The following is a 16334-nucleotide window of genomic DNA, read 5'->3' on the forward strand; positions in this document are numbered from 1 at the left end:
TATCGCGAGCAAGCTTGCTCCTACAGTGAACAGTGTTGTGTCTGGCTCAGGTGTGATGAATCTCCCGATCCTTGGTTTCGGGCATGAAGAAAATCCCCAGCACGGCCGTCATCACCGCGATGACGATTGGGTACCACAGCCCGTAGTAGATATCCCCCGTGGCCGCCACCATGGCGAACGCCACTGTCGGCAGGAACCCACCGAACCAGCCGTTACCGATGTGATAAGGCAGAGACATCGAGGTGTAGCGGATGCGCGCCGGAAACAGTTCCACCAGCCACGCGGCAATCGGCCCGTAGACCATGGTCACGTAGATCACCAGGATGGTCAGGAGCAGCAGCACCATCGGATAGTTGGTCTTGGCCGGGTCGGCCTTCTCTGGGTAACCGGCGTCCTTTAGGGCCTTGGCGAGGTTCGCGGTGAAGGCATCGTTCTGGGCCTTGAAGTCGGCGGCCGGCATGCCGGTGCCCTCGAAGCTCTGGATCACGTTCTCGCCAATGCGCACTTGTGCCACGGTGCCCGGCTCGGCCTTCACGTTCTTGTAGGGGATGGCCCGTTTGGCCAACACGGTCTTGGCCAGGTCGCAGGAACTGGTGAATTTGGCCTTGCCCACCGGGTCGAACTGGAACGAGCACTGATCGGGATTGGCGACCACCGTGACCGGGTTCTTCTCCTGCGCGATGAACACGTCGGGGTTACCGTACTGAGTCAACGCATGGAAGATCGGGAAGTAGGTCAGGGCCGCGATGATGCACCCGGCCATGATGATGCCCTTGCGCCCGATGCGGTCGGACAGGCTGCCGAAGATGACGAAGAACGGCGTGCCGATCAGCAGCGAGCCGGCAATCAGCAAGTTCGCGGTCTGCGGGTCGATCTTCAGCGTCTGCAACAGGAAGAACAGCGCATAGAACTGCCCGGTGTACCAGACAACGGCCTGGCCGGCGGTGCCGCCGAGCAGGGCCATGATCACGATCTTCAGGTTATCCCAGCGTGCGAAGGATTCGGTCAGCGGCGCCTTCGACGACTTGCCTTCGGCCTTCATTTTCAGGAACACCGGCGATTCGTTGAGCTGCAAGCGGATGTACACCGAGACAATCAGCAGCAGGATCGACAGCAGGAAAGGGATACGCCAGCCCCAGGCTTCGAAGGCTTCAGTGCCCAACACGGTGCGGCAGGTGAGGATCACCAATAGGGACAGAAACAGGCCGAGGGTCGCAGTGGTCTGAATCCATGAGGTGAAAAAGCCCCGTTTGCCTTTGGGCGCATGTTCGGCCACGTAGGTCGCCGCGCCGCCGTACTCACCGCCCAACGCCAGACCTTGCAGCAAGCGCAGGGTAATCAGAATGACCGGTGCCGCCACGCCAATGGTCGCGTAGCCCGGCAGCAAGCCCACCACAGCCGTGGAAACACCCATGATCACGATCGTGATGAGGAAGGTGTGTTTGCGCCCGATCATGTCGCCCAGTCGCCCGAACACAATTGCCCCGAAAGGCCGGACGGCAAAGCCTGCGGCGAAGGCGAGCAATGCAAAGATGAAGGAAGTGGTCTCGTTGACGCCGGCGAAGAAGTGCTTGGCAATGATCGCGGCGAGGGAACCGTACAGGTAAAAGTCGTACCACTCGAACACGGTGCCCAACGACGAGGCGAAGATGACCTTGCGCTCCTCCTTGGTGATCCCGCGATTGGGTGTGCTGCCCGTGGTTGTATTGTCGATTGCCGCCATGAGTGTTCTCCGTAGTGCTTGTTTTAGGCCGGAGTACCTCTCAATTGTTGCCGCACCCTGGCCCTGGGGCTGATGTCATCGGATTACGGATTGCGCGAAGCCTGCATGCAGGTGGACGCCTGGCATCGCTGCAAGGTTCCTTGAAGCTTAATCAGGTTTTGGTAGATATCCACTCGCCATCATTGAGTGCGGACACAAAACCTGTAGGAGCGAGCTTGCTCGCGAAAATCGTCAACGACGACGCGGGGAATCTGATTCCCCGCGGCGCCCAAGGGTTTTTCGCGAGCAAGCTCGCTCCTACAGTAGTTAACGTTGCAGTAGCAGGCTTAAACGCGGAACTGATCCATCAAGCTCTGCTGCTGATTGGCCAAGCTGTTGAGTGACTGGCTGACCCGCGCCGATTCGTTGGCCTGGCCCGACAGCGACTCGGTTACGTCACGAATGGTCGCGACGTTATTGTTGATCTCCTCGGCCACCGCGCTTTGCTCTTCGGCGGCGCTGGCGATCTGCATGTTCATGTCGTTGATCACCGTGACCGCATCGCCGATCTGGCGCAGTGCCGTCACGGCCTGGCCGACTTGCTCGACGCTGCCCTGGGCCTGGCGATGGCTGTTGCTCATCGAACCCACCACCTCTTGGGTGCCGGTTTGCAGTTGTTCGATCACCACGCGGGTTTCTTCTACGGATTCCTGGGTTCGCCGCGCCAGATTGCGTACTTCGTCGGCCACCACGGCGAATCCGCGTCCGGCTTCACCGGCCCGGGCCGCCTCGATCGCGGCGTTGAGCGCCAGCAGGTTGGTCTGTTCGGCGATGGCGCGGATCACTTCCAGCACTGAACCGATTTTTTCGCTGTTGGCCGCCAGGCCTTCGACTTGAACCATTGCCGCGCTCATGTCGGCGGCGAGGTTGTCGATGCTGGCGGTCGTGCGGTCGATCACGGTCAACCCCTGGCGGGTCGCCTGATCGGCATCGCGTGCGGCGTGGGCCGCTTGCGCGGCACTGCGGGCGACGTCCTGGGCGGTGGCGCTCATTTCGTGGGACGCGGTGGCCACCTGATCCACCTGACGGTATTGCTGCTCCATGCCGGCGCTGGTCTGGGTGGCGATGGCGGAGGACTGGTCCGCGGTGCTGCGGGCGTCCTGCACCGAGCGTTTGACGTCTGCAATGATCGGTTGCAGCTTGTCGAGGAAGCGGTTGAACCAGCCAGCCAACTGGCCCAGTTCGTCCTTTTTGTCATAGGCCAGGCGCCGGGTCAGGTCACCTTCGCCGCTGGCGATGTCTTCGAGCATGTGTGCCACACCGAGGATCGGTTTGGTCACGCTGCGGGCCATCAACCACACCAGCAACAAGCCGATCAGCGCCGCAAGCGCGCCAAGGCCGAGTTCCATCAGGGTGCCGGCGGTGTTGCTTTCATCCAGTTGTTTTTTCAGCGCTTCGGCGGGTCCGACCAGGACCTTCTCCGGTACATCGAGCAGCACCCCCCAGGACTTTCCGCCCGGAATCGGCTGGAACGGCGCCAGCACTTTGAGCTGTTGATTGCTGTGCAGGCTGGTGGTCGCGCTGCTGGTGGCGAGCAGGCGCAGCAACTCGGTACCGCTGGTCTTGTCGACGGCATCCAGGCGCTGACTGAGTTTGCTGGTGTCAGGGCTGTAGCCGGCCAGCAAACCGGCCGGGCTGATGATGCTGACGTTGGTCTGGCCGTCGTAAAGTTTTCTGCTCGCGCCCTGACTGAGGGTTTGCAGGCTGTTGAGGTTGATGTCCACCGACAGCGAGGCAATCACCTTGCCGTTGACCATCAGCGGGAAAACGATGCTGGTCATCAGCACGTTCTGGCCGTCGATCTCATAGAAGTACGGTTCGATCACGCACGGTTTGAGCGTTGTGCGAGGGCAGGTGAACCAGGCGTTGGCCGGTTCACCGCTGGGGCCGGTGCGGGTGTCGGCCATGTCCGACTCCGGCAGGGCCATGGAGGTCACTTTGCCCGGCGTCGGTTGCGACCAGTACAGGGCAAAACGGCCCTTGTCGTTGCTGCCCAGATCCGCCTGACCGGAGAACAACTCGTCCTTGCCATCCAGCCCATTGGGTTCGAACACCAGCGACAGGCCGAGCAGTTCCGGGTTGGCTTGCAGGGCCGACTTGACCTGACGGGTCAGGTCTTCGCGCAGGTCGAAGGCATCGAGAAAGCGCTTCTCGGCCTGGTCGCGCAGAAACAGCACCTGGCGTGAAAAGCCATGACCGTACTGATACGCGTCCATGAACTGCTGGCGAATGCCCAGCGCCTGATTTTCGCCCTGGGACTCGATCCGCGCCTGAGCCGATACGTTCAGCATCTCCATGCTCGAGGCTTTCACCAGCGCGGAGCTGTGCTCCATGCGATACAGCGAAAGACCCACCAGCAGGGTCACGACACCGGCCAGGCAGAGCCCGGCCAGCAGGGTGATTTTCCATTGAATGGAAAGTTGTCTGAGTGACATGGAGGCGTCCTTTATTCGATAAATATCTGAGACTTTGCACTGTAACGGCCGTCATTCGGCTTTCTTTATCCAACCATTCAAATAAGCCTTGTTACAGATATTGTGGCGAGGGAGCGTGCTCCCGCTGGGGCGCGAAGCGGCCCTTCCTGCGCCTCAATTACGACTGTTGCACAGCCGAGCGGGAGCAAGCTCCCTCGCCACAGGGTAATCAGTCTGAGCTCTACTGCTTTGACAGCGGAGCCGCTGTGCGGCAAAGTGCGCGCCCTCTAATAAAACCCATATTTCAATCCGCTGGCGGCTTACACAGACTGCCGGCCGGACTCTTTTCGCTTGCTCAGAGGTAACGATGATTAATGCAGTAATTGCCGCGGTTGGCGTCATGCTGGTCCTCAGCCTGTCCCGCGTGCATGTGGTGATCGCGCTGATCGTCGGCGCGCTGGTGGGTGGCCTGACCGGCGGCCTGGGCATCGAGGCGACCCTCAAGGCGTTCAACAGTGGCCTGGGCGGCGGCGCGACGGTTGCGTTGTCCTATGCCTTGCTCGGAGCGTTCGCCGTGGCGATTGCCAAGTCTGGCCTGGCCCACGCTTTGGCGGACAAAGCCCTGGCGATGGTTGACCGTCAGCACGCGACCGGCGGCGGTCAGGTCAAGTGGCTGTTGATCGGTTTGCTCTGGGTGGTGGCCATTGCCTCGCAGAACATCCTGCCGATACATATCGCCTTTATCCCGTTGCTGGTACCGCCACTTTTATATGTGCTGACCAAGCTGCAACTGGATCGTCGACTGATCGCCTGCGTCATGACGTTCGGTCTGATCACGCCGTACATGTTCCTGCCGGTGGGCTTCGGCAACATCTTCCTCAATGAAATCCTGCTGGCCAACGTTGCCCGCAGCGGCGTGGACATCAGTGGGGTCAACGTAACCCACGCCATGGGCATTCCGGCCCTGGGCATGGTGGCGGGCCTGTTGATCGCGTTCATCAGCTACCGCAAGAAGCGCGTCTATGACCTGGCGAAAATCGAGCAAGTCGAGCAGGTCGCGGTGCAATACAACCCGTTGAGCCTGATTGTCGCCGGCGTGGCCATCGCCGCGGCGTTCATCATTCAGTTGCTGCTGGACTCGATGATCATCGGCGCGCTGGCCGGGTTCCTGATTTTCTCGGCTTCGGGCATCGTCAAATGGCGTGACACCGACGATCTGTTCACCGAAGGCATGAAGATGATGGCGATGATCGGTTTCATCATGATCGCCGCTTCGGGGTTTGCCGAAGTGATGAAAGCCACCGGCGAGGTGCAAACGCTGGTCGAGTCGTCGGCGTCGTACATCGATCACAGCAAAGGCATCGGTGCCTTGTTGATGTTGCTGGTGGGTTTGCTGGTGACCATGGGCATCGGTTCGTCATTCTCCACCGTGCCGATTCTGGCGGCGATCTTTGTGCCGCTGTGCGTGCAACTGGGCTTCAGTCCGTTGGCGATTGTCTGCATCGTTGGAACCGCCGGCGCGTTGGGTGATGCCGGTTCGCCTGCTTCGGACTCGACCCTCGGCCCGACTTCCGGCCTGAACATCGACGGTCAGCACCATCACATCTGGGACACCGTGGTCCCGACGTTCCTGCACTACAACCTGCCATTGCTGGTGTTCGGCTGGGTGGCCGCGATGGTCCTGTAAACCGGTTCCCCCTTGTAGGAGCGAGCTTGCTCGCGATGGCGGTGAAACCGTCAGCAGCTAATTCGCTGACAGACCGCCATCGCGAGCAAGCTCGCTCCTACAGGTATGTGCATAGCCGTCAGGGTCTGTCCCAATACGGCACGTCACCAAAACACTCCACAAAGAAATCGATCACCGTCCTGACCTTCACCGACAAACGCCGGCTGCCTGGCCAGAGCACGGCGATCTGTTGCGGCTCCAGACTGTTGGACACCTGATAATCCTCCAGCACCGGTACCAACGTGCCGTCGCGTACCGCCTCGCCGATCAACCATGACGGAAACATCACCAGCCCCAGGCCTTGCTCGGCGGCTTGGGTCAGTGTGTCGGCGTGGTTACCGGTGATCGGGCCTTTTACCGAATAAGCGGTCCACTCCTGAGCCTGGCGGAAAAACCAGCGCTGCTGACCGGTCGCGCCTTTGTACGCCAGGCAGTGGTGAGCGACGAGTTCGGCGGGATGTTGTGGCGTGCCATGCCGTTTGAGGTACGCGGGGCTCGCCGCCACCTGAAAGCGATGAGGGGCCAGAATCCGCGCCTGCATGCTTGAGTCGTGCAACGGACCGATGCGAAACAGCAGGTCGGCGCCTTCTTGCAGCGGGTCGACGTAGTGGTCGGTCTGCTGGATATCCAGCTGCAGTTTCGGGTAGCGCTCGCACAACCGGCCCAGCCACGGGCTCAGGTGCCGTTGACCGAACACCACTGGCGCATTGATGCGCACCAGTCCACTGGGTTCGCTTTGCTGTTCCTGCAACGCCTGTTCGGCTTCCTCCAATTGCACCAGCACCAGGCGCGCATGCTGACCGAGCACGCGCCCCGCTTCGGTGGGTGTGACGGCGCGGGTGTGACGGTAGAGCAATTGCTGGTTCAGGGCCTGCTCCATCAACTGGATTTGCCGGGAGATCGAAGAGGGCGCCAGGCCCTCGCGGCGAGCCACTTCGGAAAAGCTGCCATGATCGAGCACCGCGACGAACAGCCGAAGTGCCTTGAATCCCAGTTCATTGAGGCCGTGCATAAGAAATCCTACTGTGCGAGTTGCGCAAAAGTGTTGTCAGGATGCTCCCATTTATCGCACAGCTTCGCCAATCGATAATGCGCGCCATTGTTCACTTTCACAGGAATTTCCCATGCAGTCTTCTTCAACCCTGGAGGTGGGTGCGGTGCCGGCAACGGCCGTCAGCCCCGGTCTGCGCTTGCTGCTGTTGCCACTGGTGATTCTCGCCGGAATGGGTTTGTCCGTAGAGGCCGGTTTGCTCGGGCCATTGGGTGGGCAGGTCGGGCATCTGTGGGCAACGTTGAGCATTTTCGGTGTCGGTTCGGCGATTCTGTTTTTGCTGTTGTTGTTCAGCGGTCCACAACGCGGTCCTGCCTTCAGTCAGTTGCCGCGCTGGCAATTGATCGGCGGATTCCTGGGGCCGATGTACGTGGTGGTGCTGACCCTGGCCACACCGCATATCGGCATTGCAATGACCATGATCGCCATCCTTTCCGGGCAGGTCGGCAAGAGTGTGTTGATCGACCACTTCGGCTGGTTCGGTGCCACCCGGAAAAAGATCAACGCTGAGCGTTGGCTGGCCTTGCTGCTGATCGTCGCGGCACTTGTCTTGATCGCACGGGGCTGATGATGAATCTGATAATTCTGTTGTCCGTGGTGGTTGCGGCCGGTGCGGTGTTGAGTGTGCAGGCGGCGATCAATGGTCGTCTCGGTGAAACCGTGGGCGTCTTGCGCAGCAGTTTGTTGACCTTTGTGGTGGGCGCCGTGAGCACCGGGTTGCTGGTTCTGTTTTTTGAACCGGCCCATGCGGTAAGCCTGTTGGATGTACCGAAATGGCAACTCGGCGGGGCGCTGTTCGGCGTGGTTTACATGGTGGTGATGGTCGCAGCTATCCCGCGAGTGGGGACTGCGGTGGCGACCGTCGCGGTGATCGTCGGGCAGATGGGGATGGGCATGCTGATCGACCAGTTTGGCTGGCTGGGCAATCCGGCGATCGAGTTATCCAGTTGCCGGCTGCTTGCGATGGTCTGTCTGGGCCTGGCCCTGGTGTTCATGTATCGCAGCAGTGTGCGACAGGGGTGACTTAGCGCCTTTGCGTCCGACTTCTACACTGGTATTACGGGTCGCATTGTCGAGACCCCGACGACCACCACCCAGAGGAGTCGACTCCATGACCGATGACCGCACCTGCGATTGTCCGAAATGCAACTGCAAGCTCGGCGAGCATCCGATCGTGCGACACGGCAAGCACTATTGCTGTGAAGCCTGCGCCAAGCACCACGAGCACGGTGAAGAATGTGTCCATCAAGGATGCAAGTGTGCCCACTGACCGCCTGAATGAAAGTGGAGCCTGTTCAGGCTCCATTTCACGATGGTTGCCGGGCGCTAGTTCGCCGAACGCCACTTGACGTTCTCTACCCCGAATTTCTCCGCCATCGGTTTGCTGGTCTTTTGCACCTTCTCACGGCCAAAACGAGGGATTCGCCCCACCCCCGCATCACAGCTCGCCCAATGCCAGGCATCCGCGTTGTCCAGTTTATCCAGACGGATAATGAACGACTTGGGTGCGCCATGGAGGGTGTATTCAATGACGAAAAGTTTTGCGCTGTTCATAAAGCCTCTGCTCCTCCCTGTTGTACATAGAAGGATCGTTTGCCACCCGGAAAATTCCTTCGGATTGCCGGGCGGTGGCGGCCGGTTCGTCGCCTCGCTACCATGGAGCCTCCTCCAATCCCTGATCATTGACCATGGCCCTCGCAACGCCACCAGACCTGAGTGACACCGCTGTGCCCGTGCAACCGCTGGCGCGCACCTACCCGCGCGGGTTGTTCATCGAGCCCCATGAGCATGTCTGGGGGCAGCTGCTGTATGCGATGAGCGGCGTGATGTGGGTCGAGACGCCGCACGAGGCATTGGTGGTCCCGCCACAACGGGCCGTCTGGTTGCCGCCCGGCGTTCCCCACGGGATTCGCGTGGTGTCGGACCTGCAAATGCGCAACATCTACCTGCGCCCGTCGCTGGCAGCGACGCTGGATGACAGTGTGCAGGTCATCGAAGTTGGCGGGTTGCTGCGCGAGCTGATCGTCGGCCTGGTGGAGCAGGGCGATGACGGTGCGCCGGAGTATTACGAGGCATTGGTGGGCCTGGCGTTGCTGGAACTCAAACGGGCGAAACGCTCACAGCTGAAAATCCCGCTGCCGGACGGTTCCGACCGACGGCTGATGAATCTGTGTCAGGCGGTCATGGCCGCGCCTTCGCTGGACATTCCCTTCGAGCAGCACGCAGAAAACGCCGGGGCCAGCGTGCGCACCCTGGCGCGGTTGTTCAAGGACGGTCTGGGCATGGGCTTCGCCGAGTGGCGGCGTCAGGTGCAACTGGTGACGGCGGTGGCCGAGCTGATTCAGGGCGTGCCGGTCAGTGCGATTGCCCGGGCGTTGGGCTATTCGCCGAGCAGCTTCAGCGACATGTTCCGCCGGGAACTGGGGGTCACACCTTCGCAGTTTGCCTCGGCGCAATGCCACGGCTGACCCGATGCTTTGGCCGATATTCAGAAGCACTTGGCCGATGCTCGCCGACACCGATCTCTAGACTCGGTACATCCCTGTTCGATGGATGTACCCATGAAAGCATTGCAGTTCGATAAAACCGGCGACCTCTCGGCCCTGCGCTACGTTGACGTGGCCACGCCCGTTCCTGGCGCCGATGAAGTGCTGGTCGAGATCAAGGCCGCGGGCCTCAACCCCAGCGATGTGAAGAATGTGCTGGGGCGCTTTCCCTACACCACGCTGCCGCGCATCCCGGGACGTGACTTTGCCGGCGTGGTGGTGGCAGGCCCGCAGGCGTTGATCGGTCAGGAGGTTTGGGGCACCGGGCGGGAGCTGGGCTTTTTTGCCGACGGCACCCATGCGCAGTTCGTCAAATTGCCGGCCAATGGCGTGGCGCTCAAGCCTGTGCACCTGAGTTTCGCCCAGGCCGCCAGCCTCGGCGTGCCTTACACCACGGCATGGGATGCGCTGGAGCGCAGCCTGGTAACGGCCGGGACAACGTTGCTGGTGATCGGTGGCGGGGCGGTCGGCAGTGCCGCGCTGGCGCTGGCCAAGGTGCGGGGCGCCCGGGTGCTGGCAGCGGCGCGACGACCGGAACAGGTCAAGGACTTGCAGGCTCAGGGTTATCAGACGATTCAGTTGGACAAGCCTGAAGACCTCGGCGCGCAGGTCAACGCCGTGTATGCCGGTGGCGCCGAAGTGATTTTCGACACCACCGGTTTCTGGCTGCCTGCATCGGTTGCGGCCCTGGCAACCTTCGGCCGTATTGCGATCATTGCCGCGCCGGTGGACGGTCATGTGCAATTGCCAGCCCTGGGTTTGTATCGCAAGGGCGGCTCGGTGGTCGGGATCAATTCGTTGTTGTATGGCGTGCAGGCCTGCGCGGCGATGCTCGATCAGTTCGGCAAGTTCTTCGATGAGGATTTGTTGCCATTGCCACAAGGGTTGCTGGAGTCGCCATTGGCCGAAGGGCTGGAGCGTTATGCCGAGGTGAATCAGGGACGTGGCGATAAAGTGATCCTGCTGCCCTGACCCGCTCCCACAGGGTCCGTGGTTGCGTAACGCCTTGCGTATGCCTCGCTCTGTTAGAATCGGCCTCATTGACCCCATGAGGCTCCCCTGATGAGCGAACCAATTCGCCTGACCCAATACAGCCACGGCGCTGGATGCGGTTGCAAGATCTCCCCTCAAGTACTGGAAGTGATTCTGGCCGGTAGCGGGGCGCAGAACCTTGATCCGAAGCTCTGGGTCGGCAATGCCTCGCGTGATGACGCGGCGGTGTACGCCATCGATGAAGAACGCGGTGTGGTTTCGACCACCGACTTTTTCATGCCGATCGTCGATGATCCATTCGATTTCGGGCGTATTGCCGCCACCAATGCCATCAGCGACATCTACGCCATGGGCGGCGATCCGTTGATGGCGATTGCGATTCTGGGCTGGCCGGTCAACGTGCTGGCGCCAGAGATTGCCCGGGAAGTAATTCGCGGCGGGCGTTCGGTGTGCGACGCGGCGGGCATTCCGTTGGCGGGTGGGCACTCCATCGACGCGCCGGAGCCGATCTTTGGCCTCGCCGTGACCGGTCTGGTAGAAAAACGCCACATGAAACGCAACGACACGGCCACCGCCGGTTGCTTGCTCTACCTCACCAAACCCTTGGGCATCGGCATCCTCACCACCGCCGAAAAGAAGGGCAAATTGCGCAACAGCGACATTGGCCTGGCCCGTGACTGGATGTGCACCCTGAACAAACCCGGTAGCCGTTTTGGCAAGCTCGACGGCGTGACCGCGATGACCGATGTCACCGGTTTCGGCCTGCTCGGCCACCTGGTGGAAATGGCGGACGGCAGTCAGCTCACCGCGCGTATTGAATATGACCGTGTGCCGCGCCTGCCGGGGGTCGAATACTACCTCGAACAAGGCTGTGTGCCGGGCGGGACACTGCGCAACTTCGACAGCTATGCGAGCAAGCTCGGCCGTCTTCAGGAACTGCACAAACGCGTGCTTTGCGACCCGCAGACCAGCGGTGGCTTGCTGATTGCCGTAACGCCCGAGGGCAACGAGCAATTCCTCGCCGTGGCTGCCGAACTGGGTCTGAACCTGGAACCCATCGGTGAACTGGTCGAGCGACAGAGCAACGCGGTCGAGGTGTTTTGATGTTTGCCGACTGCACCGATTACCGCGAGATCTTTCTCAACGACCGGCCGATGATGGACGCCCGTGCGCCGGTCGAATTTTCCAAGGGTTCGTTTCCCGGCGTGGTCAACCTGCCGCTGATGAACGATCACGAGCGGCAACGCATCGGCACCTGCTACAAGCAACACGGTCAGCAGGCGGCCATCGTGCTGGGACATCAGTTGGTGTCTGGCGCCATCAAGGCCGAACGCATCCAGGCCTGGGCCGATTTTGCCCGGGCGCACCCTGACGGCTATTTGTATTGTTTCCGTGGTGGGCTGCGCTCACAGATTGTCCAGCAGTGGCTCAGGGACGAGGCGGGCATCGAGTACCCGCGTGTCGGCGGCGGCTACAAGGCCATGCGCACCTTCCTGCTCGATACGCTGGATCAAGCGATTGCCCAGTGTGATTTCGTCCTGCTGGGCGGCATGACCGGCACCGGCAAGACCGAAGTGCTGACGCAACTGCGCAACGGGCTGGACCTCGAAGGCCATGCCAATCACCGTGGCTCCAGTTTCGGCAAGCGCGCCACCGGGCAGCCCTCCAACATCGACTTTGAAAACCGCCTCGCCGTGGACGTGCTGAAAAAACGTGCCCAAGGCATTGAGCAATTCGTGCTGGAAGACGAGAGCCGCGCCGTCGGCAGCTGCGCGCTGCCGTTGCCGCTGTTTCAGGGCATGCAGCAGTTTCCGATGGTCTGGCTGGAAGACAGCCTGGAAGGGCGGGTCGAGCGGATCCTGCGCGATTACGTGGTGGACTTGTGCGCGGAGTTCATCGACGTGCATGGCGATCAAGGTTTTGCGCTGTTCGCCGAGCGCTTGCTCGAGAGCCTGAACAATGTGCAGAAACGCCTGGGCGGCGAACGTCACCGGCGGATGCTGATCTTGATGGAAGACGCATTGGCCGAGCAGGGGCGCAGCGGTGCGGTGGATTTGCACCGGGGCTGGATCGAAGGGTTGCTGCGCGAGTACTACGACCCGATGTATGCCTTTCAGCGGGAGAAGAAAGGGTCGCGGATCGAGTTTGCCGGGGAGCGCGGGGCGGTGCTTGAGTATTTGCGGGAGCGGGTCAGCCAGAAAAGTTGAGGGTGTTTTTTCCCGCCTCATCCGAGCAAGCTCGCTCCTACAGGGGTTCTTCGTTCACTGAAGATCCCTGTAGGAGCGAGCTTGCTCGCGATGACGCCCGGTCAAACAACGCAAAACTCAGGTCGGGCAAGTCTCCTGCCCATTGTTCAGCCCCTGCTGATAGGTATGGCTCTGCAAACTGGCCTTGCCGTTGTGCCAGGTCAGGGTGAGCACATACAGCGAGTCATAGTCGCTGGATTTCCAGTCATCGGTGATTTTCACTTTCTTGCCGATGGCTTCCCCGGCGACCTTGTTGATCAGTTCCGGCAGATAACCGTGGGACCAAGCGGTGTAAATGACCGAGTTGTGATACTTGTCGTGGAGCAATTCATCGGCCAGATCACTGGTGTCATTGGCCGAGAAGTTGATGTTCACCGGCAAGCCCAGCTTGATGGCGCTGGGGCTGATGGTCATCAGGGGGCGGATGTAGCTGTAGGAGTTGTCCAGCTCACCTTCCTCGACGTTGCGCGTCGGGTTCGCGGCGAACACGTAATCGGCCTTGCCGAACTTTTCCGGGAGCAGGGTGGCCAGGTCGATGGCGCGGTTCAGGCCCTGGCAATTGAGCTGGCCGAGACCACCGGCGGGTTTTTCACCGTGACGCAAGAACACCAGCGTCTGCGTGCCATCCATCGGATGGGCGCGGGTATAGCTGGATTCCAGTACCAGAAACAACGCACTGACCGCCACCAAGGCGGGCAGCAGAATGTAGGCGCGATGTTTAAGACGTTTGGCGAATTTCAGCGGGTTCATCATCGAATAAGGTTCTTCAGCGCAAATCGGTTAAGGCTGACAAACCTTTACACCACACGTTTCCTGCGTTGGGTGTTTTCCATGTCGTTGAACCGGTCCGTTTTCCAAAGGGGTGGTGCTCAGAGTCCTCTGACACCCATTTGGTTCGATACCGGCCAAGAGCGCAGCAATTTACCGGTAACCAGCAACGGGTTGCAGTGTAGGTTATCGACAGGATGTTGCGGATTTATGGACACCGTACAGCGACGGGTGTGAAAAGCATGTGATCTCTGTTGATCTTCACTATCAGGGATCTTCATGGCGCCAGGCGTCGCAACCCGCTTTTTCTCCCTTATGATCGGCATTCTCAATTTTCTCGTGGATCCTTCCCATGACCGATTTGTCTGCGTTCCCCATCACTCGAAAATGGCCGGCCCAGTCCCCGGAGTGGATTCAGCTGTACTCCTTGCCGACCCCCAACGGCGTCAAGGTCTCGATCATGCTCGAAGAAATCGGCCTGCCCTATGAGGCGCATCGCGTCAGTTTCGACACCCATGACCAGATGTCCCCCGAGTTCCTGTCGCTGAACCCCAACAACAAAATCCCGGCCATCCTCGATCCCCATGGCCCGGATGACCGGCCTTTGGCGCTGTTCGAATCCGGGGCGATTCTGATTTACCTGGCGGACAAGAGCGGGCAGTTGCTGGCTCAGGAAACGGCTGCCCGGTACGAAACCATCCAGTGGTTGATGTTCCAGATGGGCGGCATTGGCCCGATGTTCGGTCAGCTCGGTTTCTTCAACAAATTCGCCGGCAAGGCCTATGAAGACAAGCGTCCCCGCGACCGCTATGTCGAAGAAAGCAAACGCCTGCTCGGTGTGCTCAACGGACGTCTCGAAGGTCGCGACTGGATCATGGGCGAGCGCTACACCATTGCCGACATCGCCACCTTCCCTTGGGTGCGCAACCTGATCGGTTTCTATGAAGCCGGCGATCTGGTGGGCATTCAGAACTTCCCCAACGTCACACGGGTACTGGAGCGCTTCCTGGCGCGGCCGGCGGTGGTGCGCGGGTTACAGATTCCAAGTCCCGTTTCCAGTTAAACACCTTTCCTGTAGGAGCAAGCTTGCTCGCGATGGCGTCGGATCAGTCAATCGTGATGTTGGATGTTCCGGCCTCATCGCAGGCAAGCCAGCTCCTACAGGGGACGCGGTGATTCAGGCTGGGCCGAAAAACGGCCGGATCCCGTGATCACGGAAATACCGCTCGATCACCTTTGGGTCAGAACACGTCTCGGCAATCGCCACGTAAGTGTCCGGCCGCAACAGATAAAACCCGCTACGCCCAAGGCCTGCGGTTTCAAACGCCGGGCGCCAGCCGAACACATGCAGTGGCAAATGGTGTTCGTGACACCAGTCAATCATCGCGTCGCTGGTGTCTCCGTAGACATGCACCTGCCAGACCGGGCACTTCAGCGATTCAAAATTATCCCCCTCGCCATCGTGAGCCCAGGGCAAGCGGTCGCCGCCATGCACATGCCCGGCGACGCCACTGCTTAGCGACATGCCGCGATAGTTCAGGGTGATTTGCGACACCGTGCGAAACAGGAATTCGCGGGAGGTCTCGAACGAGGCCATTTTCGGAATCAGGAAGGGCGCCAGACGGGTGCGCAGCAAGTCGGCCATGCGCCCTTCGGCTGTGACGAAAGTGAACACCCGGTCGGTGGTGGCCACCAGTTTGCGGGCGAACGCGATGCGTTCGGGTTCGTAGGTGTCGATCAGTCTGGCCTCGGCGCCGCCGCTCAGCACAGCGGCGAGTTTCCATGCCAGGTTGATGGCGTCGCCGATCCCGGTGTTCATGCCCTGGCCGCCCGCGGGGCTGTGCACGTGGGCGGCATCACCGAGCAAAAAGGCGCGTCCAGTGCGAAAGTGATCCGCCACCCGATGATGCACGCGGTACGTCGAGAACCAGTTCAGTTGCTCGATCCTGACCTTCATGTGCTCGATGGCCCGGCTGCTGACGTCTTCGAAACGCAGGGCCTCGGCGTGTTCGGCACGTTCATCGCGCACAGTACCGATCAGGCGCGCACGACCCGAACCGGCCAGCGGGAACACGGCGAGGAAGTCCGCTTCGTCCAGATCCACGTGCAACTCGCCGTTGAACGTCTGGCCGCTGGCCTGCACGTCGGCGACGTAGAAAATCTGCTGATAGGTGCCACCGGGAAAGCCAGTGTCCAGCGTCTTGCGCACAATCGAACGGGCACCATCGCAACCGGCCAGGTAGCAGGCCTGGCAGGTTTCCTGCTGACCGTCGGGCAGGCGCAAGGTGGCGGTGATGCCGTCGGCGGTTTCCTCGAAACCCAGCAACTCGGTGTTGCGCTCAACCATGATGCCGAAGGTTTCGAGGCGCTCGATCAGCAGCCGTTCGTGTTCGTCTTGCGGGAAAATTTCGAGAAAGGCGTAGGGCGTCAAGCCTTCGCCAATACGGCTTAGCGGCAAGCGCGCGATGGGCTCACCCTTGACCCAGAAATTGGCGGCCGCCACGCGATGGCCGTGCTGCACGATGGCGTCGTCCAGGCCGAGCTGGCGATACAACTCCAGCGTCCGCGCTTGCACCGCCAGCGCCCGGGACGTGGTGCCTGGCGCCGAGGCCTTGTCGATAATCCGCACGCGCACGCCGAGGTTGCTCAGCCACAACGCCAGCACCAACCCGGTGGGGCCGGCACCGGTAATCAACACGTCGCTACGTTGCATGGGCCTGTCCTCCTTGCTCGTGAGACAAGTATGGCCCAGTGGAAAACCCCAGCGCAGTTGTGCGCCCAACGGAAAACATATGTAGGAGCGAGCCTGCTCGCGATGGACGCTAACG

At 60.8% G+C, this 16334-nt stretch carries 15 protein-coding genes; 9 read left to right on the top strand and 6 right to left on the bottom strand.

Annotation, left to right across the window (positions count from 1 at the left end; all coding sequences use genetic code 11):
• Nucleotides 1-46 precede the first annotated feature (46 nt).
• Entirely contained in the window at nt 47-1723 is a 1677-nt protein-coding gene (locus QYH43_RS05715; protein ID WP_095059167.1) for an MFS transporter, read from the bottom strand.
• Nucleotides 1724-2049: 326 nt separating this feature from the next.
• Nucleotides 2050-4197 carry a methyl-accepting chemotaxis protein gene (locus QYH43_RS05720; protein WP_301156613.1) on the bottom strand — a complete coding sequence of 716 codons (2148 nt, stop codon included), beginning with the start codon at nt 4195-4197 and terminating at the stop codon, nt 2050-2052.
• Nucleotides 4198-4546: 349 nt separating this feature from the next.
• Between QYH43_RS05720 and QYH43_RS05725 the strand changes: the two genes are divergently transcribed.
• Entirely contained in the window at nt 4547-5863 is a 1317-nt protein-coding gene (locus tag QYH43_RS05725; RefSeq protein ID WP_177408835.1) for a Na+/H+ antiporter NhaC family protein, read from the top strand.
• A gap of 118 nt (nt 5864-5981) precedes the next feature.
• Here QYH43_RS05725 and QYH43_RS05730 read toward each other — a convergent pair whose 3' ends face one another.
• The gene (locus QYH43_RS05730; protein WP_301156614.1) at nt 5982-6914 is read right to left on the bottom strand and encodes a LysR family transcriptional regulator; all 933 of its coding nucleotides are present in this window, start codon (nt 6912-6914) and stop codon (nt 5982-5984) included.
• A 112-nt stretch (nt 6915-7026) separates the two neighbouring features.
• On the opposite strand from QYH43_RS05730, the gene QYH43_RS05735 reads away from it, so the two are divergent.
• The 3 genes from QYH43_RS05735 to QYH43_RS05745 all read left to right on the top strand — a co-directional run bounded on the left by QYH43_RS05735 (nt 7027) and on the right by QYH43_RS05745 (nt 8223).
• The gene (locus QYH43_RS05735; RefSeq protein WP_301156615.1) at nt 7027-7521 is read left to right on the top strand and encodes a DMT family transporter; all 495 of its coding nucleotides are present in this window, start codon (nt 7027-7029) and stop codon (nt 7519-7521) included.
• Nucleotides 7521-7976, top strand: a complete 456-nt coding sequence (locus QYH43_RS05740; RefSeq protein WP_301156616.1) for a DMT family transporter — start codon at nt 7521-7523, stop codon at nt 7974-7976. The genes QYH43_RS05735 and QYH43_RS05740 overlap by 1 nt, the downstream gene beginning before the upstream one ends.
• An 88-nt stretch (nt 7977-8064) precedes the next feature.
• Nucleotides 8065-8223, top strand: a complete 159-nt coding sequence (locus tag QYH43_RS05745) for a metallothionein (protein ID WP_082344443.1) — start codon at nt 8065-8067, stop codon at nt 8221-8223.
• A gap of 56 nt (nt 8224-8279) precedes the next feature.
• Here the strand turns inward: QYH43_RS05745 and QYH43_RS05750 are convergent, their stop codons facing one another.
• Nucleotides 8280-8507 (bottom strand): DUF6555 family protein, encoded by a 228-nt coding sequence (locus QYH43_RS05750; protein WP_095059155.1) that lies wholly within the window; start codon nt 8505-8507, stop codon nt 8280-8282.
• A gap of 134 nt (nt 8508-8641) precedes the next feature.
• Between QYH43_RS05750 and QYH43_RS05755 the strand changes: the two genes are divergently transcribed.
• The 4 genes from QYH43_RS05755 to mnmH all read left to right on the top strand — a co-directional run bounded on the left by QYH43_RS05755 (nt 8642) and on the right by mnmH (nt 12699).
• Nucleotides 8642-9421, top strand: a complete 780-nt coding sequence (locus QYH43_RS05755) for a helix-turn-helix domain-containing protein (RefSeq protein ID WP_301156617.1) — start codon at nt 8642-8644, stop codon at nt 9419-9421.
• A 93-nt stretch (nt 9422-9514) separates the two neighbouring features.
• Entirely contained in the window at nt 9515-10471 is a 957-nt protein-coding gene (locus tag QYH43_RS05760) for a zinc-binding alcohol dehydrogenase family protein (RefSeq protein WP_301156618.1), read from the top strand.
• 90 nt (nt 10472-10561) lie between these two features.
• On the top strand, nt 10562-11596 hold the full coding sequence (gene selD / locus QYH43_RS05765; protein ID WP_095059150.1) for a selenide, water dikinase SelD: 1035 nt from the start codon (nt 10562-10564) through the stop codon (nt 11594-11596).
• Nucleotides 11596-12699 (top strand): tRNA 2-selenouridine(34) synthase MnmH, encoded by a 1104-nt coding sequence (mnmH, locus tag QYH43_RS05770; RefSeq protein ID WP_301156619.1) that lies wholly within the window; start codon nt 11596-11598, stop codon nt 12697-12699. Before selD ends, mnmH begins: the two co-directional genes overlap by 1 nt.
• Before the next feature lie 117 nt (nt 12700-12816).
• On the opposite strand, the gene QYH43_RS05775 is transcribed toward mnmH, so the two are convergent.
• Nucleotides 12817-13491, bottom strand: a complete 675-nt coding sequence (locus QYH43_RS05775; RefSeq protein ID WP_095059147.1) for a histidine phosphatase family protein — start codon at nt 13489-13491, stop codon at nt 12817-12819.
• Between the two features lie 367 nt (nt 13492-13858).
• Here QYH43_RS05775 and QYH43_RS05780 point away from each other — a divergent pair, with 367 nt between their 5' ends.
• Nucleotides 13859-14569: a glutathione binding-like protein gene (locus tag QYH43_RS05780; protein WP_095059146.1), complete on the top strand. Its 711-nt coding sequence runs from the start codon at nt 13859-13861 to the stop codon at nt 14567-14569.
• 114 nt (nt 14570-14683) lie between these two features.
• On the opposite strand, the gene QYH43_RS05785 is transcribed toward QYH43_RS05780, so the two are convergent.
• Nucleotides 14684-16219 carry an FAD-dependent monooxygenase gene (locus QYH43_RS05785; protein ID WP_301156620.1) on the bottom strand — a complete coding sequence of 512 codons (1536 nt, stop codon included), beginning with the start codon at nt 16217-16219 and terminating at the stop codon, nt 14684-14686.
• Between the last annotated feature and the right edge of the window lie 115 nt (nt 16220-16334).

It is taken from the genome of Pseudomonas sp. C32 (assembly GCF_030417915.1).
Lineage (GTDB): Bacteria > Pseudomonadota > Gammaproteobacteria > Pseudomonadales > Pseudomonadaceae > Aquipseudomonas.